This window comes from Pseudoalteromonas holothuriae (assembly GCF_945859825.1).
GTDB classification, from domain to species: domain Bacteria; phylum Pseudomonadota; class Gammaproteobacteria; order Enterobacterales; family Alteromonadaceae; genus Pseudoalteromonas; species Pseudoalteromonas holothuriae.
Map to the genome: position 1 here is coordinate 1 of NZ_CAMAPC010000077.1, position 766 is coordinate 766.

The 766-nt window shown below is 37.7% G+C and carries 1 protein-coding gene; it reads right to left on the reverse strand.

The genetic code is table 11. The annotated features are described in order from the left end of the window. Nucleotides 1–213: 213 nt before the first annotated feature. A complete protein-coding gene (locus OCI93_RS20940) occupies nt 214–627 on the reverse strand; it encodes a hypothetical protein (protein ID WP_261627262.1) in 414 nt (137 codons plus the stop codon). Between the last annotated feature and the right edge of the window lie 139 nt (nt 628–766).

A 766-nucleotide genomic window follows, 5' to 3' on the forward strand; every position in this document is an offset into this window, starting at 1 on the left:
AAGCGCAAATCATCAGGGCGATAGCGTAACAAAGCTAATAAACGCCGAATGTAGAGCTGCTGTCAGATCTTCTTGTTGTCAGAAATGCTATTGCTTGACAAAGGGGAGTCCATGTAGCCCTAATAATGGGCAAAAAATTGTTGGCTAAAATGTTGAGGAACGAAAACAGCCAACTGTTTTTTGTCCTTATTTATTAGCTTGTTAGGTTTCTATTTAACCGGACTTTTTAGAGCCAAAGTAAAAACCTAAAATAGCAGTCAGAGCTGTTGACAGGATTTGTGGTATTTCTGCTTCTGGTTTGCCAACAACAATGTACACAATTGTTAATGTTACGATTAGACCAATAATGCCAGCCATACCACCAAGACTATCTAAAGTTGAGGCAACACCTGATTTTTTAGTTTTTCTTGCTACCATCTCGTTAAGTAGTGCTTGGGAAGTAAGTACATTAGCTTCCCCATTTTCAACATATACGTAGCAACTATTTGAAGCTTTCTCTATATCGTATTCAACCACATAAAGTTCACCATCTAAATATTCGGGGTGATGGAAGATAACTCGATAATTTTTAGCATTATGAATAATATTTTTTGTAGCTTGAATTACTCTGTCTTTATTTAGTATCACCGTACCTTCCCTAGAAACCTAACGCCGTTTTAAGCGGCAAAAAATTGTTGGCTAAAATAAGCGAGGTACGAGCAAAAAGCCAACTGTTTTTTGTCCGACTTGAAAACCCTTGTTAGGCATACATTAACCGTGGTGTCGG